The organism is Chryseobacterium bernardetii (assembly GCF_003815975.1).
GTDB classification, from domain to species: Bacteria; Bacteroidota; Bacteroidia; order Flavobacteriales; family Weeksellaceae; genus Chryseobacterium; species Chryseobacterium bernardetii.
In genome coordinates, this window is the sequence record NZ_CP033932.1 from 1,163,952 (window position 1) to 1,175,801 (window position 11,850).

The window sequence follows — 11,850 nt, forward strand, 5'->3', positions numbered from 1 at the left end:
TGAATTTTATAATGACTGCGAATTTTTTGCAATGTGAATTTTAGGTCTTAAAAAATTATTTTATACGTCAAGTTTTGACGTTATCAGGAAATACATTTGCCATACTAAATTACAATTTAAAGATGTATACAAATGAATTTTTTTCCGTAGGAAATCCGGCTCCCAATGATGACCTTGTTCAGCTTATTGATAGCTTTACTGGAGAGAATGTTAATTTTAAAAAAGTAAGTACCTGGATTGATGGCACCTTGCTTGTTCCTGATGATTCCAGGGTGTTAAATGATGAAATTATTTATCGCTCGAGGGGAAATGATTATTATGTGAATACAGTAGTTTTTTCTACGAAAAGAGTTTATGTAACAACATTTGGAGTAAGATCTTCATATACAGTAGACCAAAGAGCTCTTATTCAAAAAGCATTTGATATTAGCTCTCAATTAGGACTTAAGCTTATTTTTCCCAGCGGCCATTTTCTTGTTAATTCTTACACTGATAATGCATTTACACAAATACATTCGAATATTTTTGATTTAAAATCTTATTTAGATATAGAGTTTGAGGACTATAGTGTTATCAAGTTAGGGGAATTCTTTGATAATAAAAAATTTATTCTTTTTTCAGGATTAAATCACCCAACTCCTTCAAAATTTTTACCGTTGTTTAATATAACAATGAGAGGAAGGGGAATTATTGACTTCAACGGAGAACTTTCACAAATGAGAAGTTCCCATATGCGAAGAATTGGTTTTGAAGGTGGAAATTGTACAAATGTTGATATAGATGGGTTATACTGGACTAATGGTGATTTAAGCCAATGTATTGCAGTTGGTTGGGGAGAGAATGGAAGTAAAGTAACCATTCAAAATTGTATTTTTGAAGATCTAGTTAAAAGTGTTGAGACTATTAATAATGATCATTCCACAATTTATGGGAACGCCAATTTTTTATCGGTTCATGATAACGTTTTTATTGGAAATGAACAGATGAGATTAATTGGTTGTGCATGTGAAATTCATAGTAGTAACGCTTCATTTTCAAATAATAAGGTTTATAATTATGTGCGAATGAACTTTGTGGTTGGTAATCATAATGAAAAAGGACCTATTAATAACATTACTATTTCTGATAATATAGCTGAAGTAACATGTGGTGCAGTTTATATATGGGGTACTGAAAATTGTGTTACTTCTAATGTTTTTATTACTTCAAATAATGTTAAACATAGGCATGTTGAAGGTAAGTCACTATTATATAATGGGTTGCAATCCTTATTAATCATTGAAAATAAGTTTGGAAAATGTGAAAGAATTACTGTTAAAAATAATGTTTCACATATTCTTTATAATATAGAACATCCTGATATTCCTACCAGGTTTGCCATAGGGGTTTCTTGTGAAACAGAATCGTTAGTAATCTGTGATAACCATTTTATTGGACATTCTTTAGGAGTGAATTTGACTTACGCTGATCCACCATATAAAGAATATGTAGACTACTCATTTATTAATATTTCGAGGAATAGTTTCACTGCTTCTTCAAAAATTCTGAATGTTGATGCAAGAAAATTAAATTACTGTTTAATATCAGATAATACTACTGCACTGGTCTCAGATACTCTTGAAAATTTAATTGTAATTAACAGTGATATCATTCAATCTACAACATTAAGAGATAATATTTACATCTCCAATCAGCCAAAAGTTGAATTTACACCCTCTGCAGTATTTTTGGCAGACCCATCCAATAAGGCTAAATACGTTGTATCTCTTGTGAACACTCCTGTGCCTAGTATTAATGCTGGTGCATCAGTTTTAATCAGTCCTGTGCTTTCTAGTAGTCATAAGAGAGTAGGAGGGATGTATACTATCCAGCCAACATATCCTTTTCCGGAACTTTTCTTTAATGCACATACTTTTGGTGCTGGTGGAACAGGGGATATAAAATTTAAAGTTGATAATATGACTTCTTCTGTTTTCTCAGGGAATCCAGATTTAGTTAGTAACCTGATTATTAATTTATAATAATGAAGACCGGAGATCATCCAGTCTTTTTTATTGTGATATATTTTGATTTTATTCATGTTTTAAATATTGAAATGTATTATCTTGTTTATCAATGATTAAACCTGTTTATTTGGTTTTATTTTGATTATTTTTCTTTGTATTTTATCAATATTTTCTTGTAATATTATTTTTTATTTCGTAGTGTTTATTTCTTGTTATTTTCTATTGCAAATCAAAAGTTTAACTTGTCATTATTCTTTGTTTTTTTGAATTCTATTGATTTAAGTTTTGTAGATTGAGTTTGAATACTTGATTTTGATTGTTTAATTTTTAAATTTTTGTGTGCATTCAATTTTTTAATGAAATAATTTGAGTTCAATTTATTTTCGTTTTTCCCATATTCTTAAATATTGAAATCACATGTTAATTTTTTCATGGGATTATTTTTTTTTAGCTATTTTATTTTTTATCGAATATGTTTATTTTCAATGAAGCTTTTAAAGAAATAAAATACAAAAGAAAATTTTTTTAGCTCAAATTTGGCCTTCAGAAAAGGGTTAAAAATTTAAAAATTATTATTTTCCGAGTATTTATATATAGAATAAAATTGAGCTCGTAAATGAGGTGTTTTTGTTAGAATTATGATTTTGAAACGGAATTTTCTCTTTTCTGAACCAATTTCTATCCTTTCTCAAAGGTTATTTGTTTAGGGGCTTATGTCATTTTTTTTGATGATTGAGTATTTTCAAAAAATTCAGTTTTGCTAAATGTGGAGTAGGGGAGTCAAAACAAAATTAACAGTACAATTTTAAAATCAATTTTTAAAATGAAATTGAGATTAACATATGTTTCATATTTTTCAAAAAAAAACTCAGAGTAAATTCCCTGAGTTTTTAAACTTTATAAAGTAAAATGCTGAAAATTGACCTTCAGGAATGGCTTAAAAATCGATTATCTATCTTTTTTCGATAATATATATCAAACTTGAAAATTCGTTCGAAAAAGAGGCTTTTATGTTCGAAATTGTTCCATAGATACTTGCTTTTAGCCAGAATAGGGGGGATTTTTTATATTTTTCGCTTAACATAGAGATGTAGTACGAGTCAAGGATCAAAGGTTTGATCTTTCTCATTTTCCAATCTGGTTTTTTTGAAATCAGATTTTCCATTCCGTTTTTAGAAAAATGATAGATGTGTCTCGGTACATCATAGGCAGCCCAATATTCTTTATAATGTTTGGCATCATAAGAAGTAGGATTAGGAACAGCAATAATAAGAAGCCCTTTATCTTTTAATTTCGAGTGAAAAATATTGAGTATCTCATCCTGGTTCTCTATGTGTTCAAATACGTGCCATAATGTAATTGCATCCAGACTTTTGTCCTCTATCTTTTGAATATCATCCAGAATCTTTGCTTTTGTAATTTTCCCCTGTGCTGCTTTTCTTGCATCTGCATCAGGTTCAAAACCGAACGTTTCAAAATCATTTTCTATATACTTTACAAATTCTCCGGCACCACACCCATAGTCTAATACTTTTGATCCTTGTTGAATTCTTTCAACAAGAATATTTTTTTTGTACCGCAGATTAAAAGACTGAAGAAATTTGTATAATTTTTCTTTCAGACTTCCGGAATCCTGGTGATGAGAAATGTAATCTTCACTTTCGTAGTATTTGGAAATATTGGATGGGATAGGGTAGGTTTTGTATACTCCCTTTGTTTCTGTTTCTTTAATTTCAAATATTTCCTGTGAAAGAAAATGATCTTTTATTTTCATTGAATTTGCTATCTGTTATATTTAATAAATAGTAGTATATACGATTTAGATTCTATTATGTCATTTCTTGTTTTGAACTTTGTTTATAAAGGGAAAAGAGTTTATTATAAATATGTTCTTCTTGTAGAAATGACATGAGATATTAGTATATAACTTAAAAAATTAAGATATTCATCAACTTTTTAAAAGCTTAATAAATACCTTAATTTTCATTTTTATTGTAAGAAATGTTTCACGTGAAACATTTTTATTTTAACGTCCTAAATACACGAGTAAAACATTAATGTCAGCTGGAGAAACACCGCTTATCCTCCCTGCTTGTGCAATGGTCTTAGGCCGTACATTAGACATCTTCTGTTTTGCTTCTGCGGAAAGACTGGAAAGCTTAGCATAATCAAAATCTTCAGGAATTTTAATATTTTCCAGACGATTTAATTTAGCTACGTTCTCTTTTTCCTTTTCAATATAACCTTTGTACTTTATATTGATTTCAGCCTGTTCCCTTACTTCATCATTGTATTGAGAAGAAGCTTCTTTGATAAAATCAATTTCATCAAGTTTTTCTAAAGTCATATTAGGTCTGGTAAGAATCTGAGCTGCTCTATAGGCTTGGTCTACAGGACTGCTTTCAATAGATTCCAAAATAGGGTTAATTACACCTGGTTTTAAAGAAGTTTCGCGCAAAAACTCTTCAAGTTTCTGACTTTCAGATACTTTAGACTCTACTTTTCTTAATCTTTCTTCTTTTGCCAATCCTAGCTGATATGCTTTCTCAGTTAATCTGATATCTGCATTATCCTGTCTCAATAGAAGTCTGTATTCGGCACGTGAAGTAAACATTCTGTATGGTTCTTCTGTTCCTTTTGTAATAAGGTCGTCAATAAGTACTCCAATATACGCTTCATCTCTGTTCAGGATAAATTCGCCTTTTTCATGCACTTTATTGTGAGCATTGATTCCTGCAATCAGACCTTGGCCTGCTGCTTCTTCATATCCTGTTGTTCCATTGATCTGTCCTGCGAAATATAAATTGTCAATCAATTTTGTTTCTAAAGTATGCTTCAATTGGGTAGGAGGGAAGTAGTCATATTCAATAGCGTACCCCGGACGGAAAACTTTTACATTTTCAAATCCTGGAATATGTTTCATCGCCTTGATCTGTACATCTTCAGGAAGGGAAGAGCTAAATCCGTTTACGTAGATCTCAACAGTTTTCCATCCTTCAGGTTCTACGAAAAGCTGATGTCTGTTTCTTTCAGCAAAACGATTAATCTTATCTTCAATACTTGGGCAGTATCTTGGGCCTAAACTTTGGATTGTTCCATTGAACATTGGACTTCTGTCAAAACCTTCGCGAAGAATATCGTGTACTGTTTCATTAGTATATACAATATGACAGCTTAATTGTTTTGTCAATTTCGGAGTATCAAGGTAGCTGAACTTCTGAGGATTTTCATCTCCCTTCTGTTCTTCCATTTTTGAATAATCCAAACTTCTTCCATCAACTCTTGGTGGAGTACCGGTTTTCATTCTTCCGGCTTCGAAGCCTAAAGTTACTAATTGTTCTGTAATACCAAATGCTCTTGGTTCACCCATTCTTCCACCTCCTAGCTGTTTGTCTCCAACATGAATTAATCCATTAAGAAAAGTTCCGTTGGTAAGAACTACAGATCTTCCTTTGATCTCAATTCCCAGGGAAGTAATTACTCCGGTTACTTTATTGTTTTCAACAACCAGTTGTTTCACCATATCCTGAAAGAAATCAAGATTAGGGGTATTTTCTAAAGCCAGTCGCCATTCTTCGGCAAAAAGCATTCTGTCATTCTGGGTTCTTGGGGACCACATGGCAGGACCTTTTGAAAGATTAAGCATTTTGAATTGGATGGCAGATTTGTCTGCTACAATTCCGGAGTATCCACCCATTGCGTCAATCTCTCTTACAATTTGTCCTTTTGCGATTCCACCCATTGCCGGGTTGCAACTCATCTGTCCGATGGTCTGCATATTCATTGTAATTAATAGTGTTTTTGAACCCAGGTTGGCTGCTGCTGCTGCTGCTTCACAACCTGCGTGTCCTGCACCTACTACAATTACGTCATATATTTCTGAAATCATTTTATATCTTGCTGTTTAACCTTTAAACCTTCACTTTAACTGTTAATGTTTCACGTGAAACATTTTTGGAGAATGCACTCTAGATAAATTGATATTATTACTAGAATTGAGTACTTTAGATATCGGACTTTAAGTGATTATTTAATTTTGATCCTTTAAATCTCTATATTTGGCTAAGTACAGATCTTCCATTCTCCGCATCTCTTTTTCCTCTTCTTCTGTCTTATCTTTATAGCCTATAAGGTGTAAGATTCCGTGGGCTAAAACCCTTCTTAATTCATCTTCATAATCTCGGGAAAGGGTAGAGGCGTTATCAGAAATGCGTTGCAAAGATACGAAAATCTCAGCGCTTATTGTTTTCCCCTTTACATAATCAAAAGTGATGATGTCCGTATAATAATCATGCTGTAAATAATCCTGATTAATCTTTAAAAGATATTCATCATCACAGAAAATGTAGTTGATTTCTCCTAGTTTTTTTTCTTCTGAAAGAATTAAATCTTCCAGCCATTGTTTGTAATCTGTATCTACCGATTCCGGTAAATTTTCGTAAAAGAATTGTATCATTGTATTAAAACCAGTGTCCTAAAATAACACTGAATATGCCTTTTTGATTATTTTTAAGTGAGTGGCTGAAGTTCACTTTAATCTGCCCGAAAGGAGATTTATATCCAGCCGTGATGCCTAGCGAACTATAATTTACTTTAACTGCATCCTCAAATTTGATATCATTGGATAGGTTAGCGAAGCTAAAATTTCCGCTGATAAAATAGTTTTTATTAAACCTGAACTGAAGGTCATTGGACGCCAATATCACATTATTGGTATGTAGCTGGGCGAAGTAAAAACCTCCAAATCGCTTGAAGTTGATAATATTCTGTTCGAATATTCCACCCAATCTGTATTGATAATAGAGTGGAAGGTTTTCTCCAAGGGTCACTCCTCCAAATAAATTAAGACGGTAGGTGAACTGTTTTCCCAACGGAATATTGACTTTTAAATCTGCTTTTATCTGAACGATTCTTTTTTCAACTTCAGATTTTAAAAGGTCAATAACCTTTCCTTCAGCTGCAAAATAGACTCCTTTTGTGGGGAATTCCTTATCATCCTGCGTATCGGTCTTCAGAAATACATATGGATTTAAGAATCGGCTGTAACGCTTATTATCACCATTAATTTCAGCCTTAAAATAGTCATGGCTAATACCACCACCAATGGCATATTTATCTTTCCATACAGATTGTATATAAGCCTCATTCCTTGTCCATTCCCATTTATCAATAATATTATTATCCGCGTTTTTCAGGTCAAAGCTCATTCCGGAAGAATAAAGTCCAAATCCGGGAATATATCCGTTATCTATAAAATAATTCAAATAGTACCTTACTTTATCGCCTACCACCAGGTCTGCAGAAAGATTGGAGTTTTTAAATAAAAGTCTCTTTGCAGAATAATTCAGAAGCAGACCTGTTTTAAAAACTTCATCATAATGTAATCCGAACTTTAGAAAATGTCTGGCATCATCTTCAGTAACATAAAGCTTTAAGTAATTGGCGTCGTTTTCCTGTACAATATCATAGTTAATGAACTTGTAGTTGTTTGTAGCAACAAGTTTATCAATCATTTTATTGATACTTCCATAAGTTTGCAGGGAAGGAAGGCGTAGTCCCATTTTCCCTAAAGTATAGTTTTTGCCGTAAATTTTACTTCCTTCTATAGAAATACTGTCTATTTTATATACATTGGAATATATAGGGTTTACACGTTGTCTGAGACGGTCAAATGACCGCTTAGGCAATTGGTCAAGGACATGGGAGTATTTTAAACCTTCTACATAACCACTGTCAAGAATTTTTTTCTTGTCATCATAACTTGTGGCAGACATTCCTTTAAGGTTAGGTTTAATATTGATGTCTGTATATTTATACTGCTTTCTGGTATCCCTCTTGATGCCGAAATCAATAACCTGGTTCAGAATTGAGATAATATTGTTTAAATCCTCTCTTTTGGATAGATCCTGGTTAAGGTCTACACCAATCACGATATCGATTCCCCTGTCCTTTAACGGCTTTGACGGGTAGTTTACCGTCATCGCTCCATCTATATAAATACTGTCACCGATTTTGACAGGATCCATTAAGGAAGGGAAGGCAGAACTGGCCATTATTGACTGTACAAGATCTCCCTTTTCGAAGATCTGCATATTGCCGCTTTCCAGGTTTGTAGCAACACATAAAAATGGAATCGGCATTTTGGAAAAGTCTTCAATATTGGAAACATTTTTAAAAAGTTCCTTTAAAAGATAAACATTTCTCTGGCCGGTACTGATGGAAGAGGGAAGTGTAATTTTACCATTCTTTAATGGAATGGATAAAAGATATTTGTCTACAGATTTATTGAAAAAGCTGGCTTCCTGTCTGGATTTCGGATCCATAATTAAAGAATAGAAATCCGTATCCATCACGATTTTTTCTATTTCCTTACCAGAATATCCGGAAGCATACAGCCCACCTACAATGGCACCCATACTGGTTCCGGCAATATAATCCACTTTTACTCCTAATGAATCTAATACTTTAAGTACTCCTACATGTGAAAAACCTTTGGCACCACCACCGGCAAGCGATAGTCCTATTTTGGCATTCTTCGGAATCACAAGGTCTTTTTTTACCTGAGATTGGATCCACAGTAATGGGAATATGAAAAGAAGAATCAGGAGCTTTCTCATAGTTAATCTTTTATATAGATCCGTTTCACCCGAGGCGAAATGGATGTTAATACTTCATAGGTTATCGTTTTGCAGTAGCCTGCAAACTCTTTTAAAGTTGGTTTTGCATTAAAGACGGTTACCGTATCGCCTTCCTTTACATTGGGGATATTTTCCACGTTAATCATCATCATATCCATGCAGATATTTCCAACAATTGGAGCTAGTGTTTTATGTACACCCAAACTTCCAACCTGGTTGCCGATCAGTCTTGGAATACCATCAGCATATCCAACCGGTACGGTAGCGATCTTTGTAAGATGATCTGTTTTAAATCTTCTGCTGTATCCAACAGACTCACCTCCTTCAACCATTGATATCTGTGAAATTACGGTTTTAAAACTTACCACAGACTGTAATTGTTTCTGAATTTCAGTATCCGGAGATTCTCCAAGCATTCCGATACCGATCCTTACCATATCATATTGGTGATCTGTGTAGCTTGTAATTCCTGATGAATTTAAAATATGCCTGATAGGAGTGTAACCCAGTTTTTCGATCAGGTGGCTGGAGTTCTTATCAAATGTCTTTAACTGATCTAATGTAAATTCCTTTTCTTCAGGTAGATCTGAGGAGGACAAGTGACTGAATATACTCTGAACTTTAAGATTTTTTCTACTTAAAGTTTCACTCAGCTGATCCAGCTCAAAACCTTTGAACCCAAGACGGTGCATTCCCGTTTCGAGTTTGATATGAATTGGATATTTTTTATCATACCCGGATTTTTGAACAGCTTCATAGAAAAGTTCTAAAACCCTGAAGCTGTAAATTTCAGGTTCCAGGTTATATTCTATGATAGTTTGATAGCTGTGTTGTTCCGGATTCATCACAACAATAGGAGTGGTGATTCCTTTTTTACGAAGCTCTACACCTTCATCCGCAAATGCTACACCAAGATAATCGATGTGATGGTGTTGCAGGAATTCTGAAATTTCATAACTCCCCAAACCGTAGGCATTGGCTTTTACCATAGCCATCATTTTCGTTTTTGGCCTGAGCAGTGATTTGTGATAATTGATATTATGAAGAATAGCATTCAGATTAATTTCCAAAACGGTATCATGTTTTCTGAGTTCCAGAATATCTTTTAATTTTTCAATTTCAAATTTTCTGGCTCCTTTAAGAAGGATGATCTGATTTTCTATTTCGGAAAGATGTTTACTTTCGATCAGTTCTTTGGTATCAATGAAGGTATAGGTATTAGATTTAAATAATTCACTAAAATTTGAAATTTCATCACCAATCAGGAATACAGAATCAAAATTTTGTTCATTAACCAATTCTGAAACTTCTTCATACAATTCCTGGGAATTGGAATTCACCCCTACGATGTCTGTTAATACCAGAGATTTTTTCGGTTTATTATACTCCTTTAAAAATTGAAGGGCAGTTTTCAGAGAATCAAGGTCAAGGTTGAAAGAATCATTGATGATAATATTGCCCTTAATTCCTTCGATTGCTTCAAGCCTCATTTCGACGGCCTTTAAAAGGTTGATTTTTTCAACGATCTTTTTATTTTCGACCTGCAAGACCTTAAGAACTGAGATAAGCGCTGTAGCATTGGTTAACGTTGATTCGTCTCTCTGATGAGCAGGGAAACTGATTTCTTCCCCAAAATAATCAACAACGATGTTTTCATTCTTAATATTTTTTTTGATGAAGACCTGATTTTCTTTTTTGAACCCGTAAGAGATTAATTTTTTATCTGAGTATAATTTTTTTATTTTCTCATCTACCAGAGAATGGTCACCATTATAAATGATCACTTCAGAATCTTTGAAAAGTTTGATCTTTTCATCAATCAGTTCTTCTTCAGAAGAAAAGTTAGCTGCGTGAGCTGTTCCGATATGCGTTAACAGTCCGATCTGAGGATGGAAAAGATGTTCCAGTTTTTCCATTTCATTCGGATGAGAAATTCCCACCTCAAAAATTCCCAGCTGATGAGAATTATTAATCTGAAGAAGGGAAAGGGGAAGCCCTATCTGTGAATTAAAACTTTTCGGGCTTTTAACAGTAGGGAATTCATTCCATAAACACTGGTACAGCCATTCCTTTAAAATGGTTTTTCCATTACTTCCTGTGATTCCGATGGATCGTAAATGAGAATTCTCATAGTGATACTTGGCTAATTGTTGTAAAAAATCCACAGAATTCTTGACAATGATCCATGTTATATTTTCAAACTGCGGATAGTGATGTTCGGAAATAATAATATTGATTCCCCTGTCTATAGCAGCTTCAATGAACTTTTCACCAGAATTTTTATGTGTATTGATCGCAATAAACGCGGTATTCTTTATTGAATAAATAATCCTGCTGTCATAGGCAATATTTTTAACCACTAAAGTTTTGTCTCCAATAACTTCAGCATTGGTGATCTCTGCAATTTGTTGTACTGTATAGTTCATTGGTACCCTTTCTGCTTTATTTTTTATACGAAATTGCAAAAGGGTAAAATTGCAAAGAGGGCAGAAGAGCTCATTGTTTTAAGCAGATCTCCTTTTGAAATTTTACAGTATTGCTTTTTCGTTTTTCATTTATATTATATGAGTGAATATTTTTATGGTTTTGAGTCTTTACTTCAATTAATTACTTTCTTTTTGAAAGAACTTCATCAATAAAAACCCTTCGGCTTACGGCTTCGTAGCTTTCGGTTTCACCCAGCTCTACCAGATTGTCTCCCTGTGAGGTTCTCATAGAGTAGTTGGCAAGGTTACCCGTTCTCTTGCAAATAGCATGCACTTTTGTAACATATTCTGCAGTAGCCATCAAATTGGGCATTGGCCCGAAAGGTCGTCCCAGGAAATCCATATCTAGTCCTGCAATTACAACTCTTATGCCGCTGTTGGCCAGCTGATTCGCTATATCTACAATGCTTTCGTCAAAAAACTGTGCTTCATCTATTCCCACCACATCACAGTTGGATGCCAGCAGAAGAATCTCATTCGGATTGTCTACTGCGGTACTGCGTATTTTATTCTGATTATGAGAAACAACATCCTCTTCAGAATACCGGATATCCAGTTTCGGTTTAAAGATTTCCACATTCTGTCCTGCCATTTCTGCTCTACGTAATCTTCGGATCAACTCCTCGGTTTTACCCGAAAACATAGAGCCACAAATCACTTCCATCCAACCACTTTGTTTGGAATGATTAATTGTATTTTCTAAAAACATTTGTTAAATTA

At 33.7% G+C, this 11,850-nt stretch carries 7 protein-coding genes; 1 reads left to right on the plus strand and 6 read right to left on the minus strand.

Going from position 1 to position 11,850, the window contains the following annotated elements:
• Nucleotides 1-122: 122 nt before the first annotated feature.
• Nucleotides 123-2,021 (plus strand): hypothetical protein, encoded by a 1,899-nt coding sequence (locus EG339_RS05465; RefSeq protein ID WP_123869220.1) that lies wholly within the window; start codon nucleotides 123-125, stop codon nucleotides 2,019-2,021.
• Nucleotides 2,022-2,958: 937 nt separating this feature from the next.
• Here EG339_RS05465 and EG339_RS05470 read toward each other — a convergent pair.
• The 6 genes from EG339_RS05470 to EG339_RS05495 form a co-directional block, all read right to left on the minus strand.
• Nucleotides 2,959-3,780, minus strand: coding sequence for a class I SAM-dependent methyltransferase (locus EG339_RS05470; protein ID WP_123869221.1), 822 nt, complete (start codon nucleotides 3,778-3,780; stop codon nucleotides 2,959-2,961).
• Nucleotides 3,781-4,032: 252 nt separating this feature from the next.
• Nucleotides 4,033-5,895: a tRNA uridine-5-carboxymethylaminomethyl(34) synthesis enzyme MnmG gene (mnmG, locus tag EG339_RS05475; RefSeq protein WP_123869222.1), complete on the minus strand. Its 1,863-nt coding sequence runs from the start codon at nucleotides 5,893-5,895 to the stop codon at nucleotides 4,033-4,035.
• A gap of 141 nt (nucleotides 5,896-6,036) precedes the next feature.
• On the minus strand, nucleotides 6,037-6,462 hold the full coding sequence (gene ybeY, locus EG339_RS05480; protein WP_123869223.1) for an rRNA maturation RNase YbeY: 426 nt from the start codon (nucleotides 6,460-6,462) through the stop codon (nucleotides 6,037-6,039).
• A gap of 4 nt (nucleotides 6,463-6,466) precedes the next feature.
• Nucleotides 6,467-8,623, minus strand: coding sequence for a patatin-like phospholipase family protein (locus EG339_RS05485; RefSeq protein WP_123869224.1), 2,157 nt, complete (start codon nucleotides 8,621-8,623; stop codon nucleotides 6,467-6,469).
• Nucleotides 8,624-8,625: 2 nt separating this feature from the next.
• A complete protein-coding gene (locus EG339_RS05490; RefSeq protein WP_123869225.1) occupies nucleotides 8,626-11,070 on the minus strand; it encodes a bifunctional UDP-N-acetylmuramoyl-tripeptide:D-alanyl-D-alanine ligase/alanine racemase in 2,445 nt (814 codons plus the stop codon).
• Between the two features lie 181 nt (nucleotides 11,071-11,251).
• On the minus strand, nucleotides 11,252-11,839 hold the full coding sequence (locus tag EG339_RS05495) for a thymidine kinase (RefSeq protein ID WP_123869226.1): 588 nt from the start codon (nucleotides 11,837-11,839) through the stop codon (nucleotides 11,252-11,254).
• Nucleotides 11,840-11,850 lie beyond the last annotated feature (11 nt).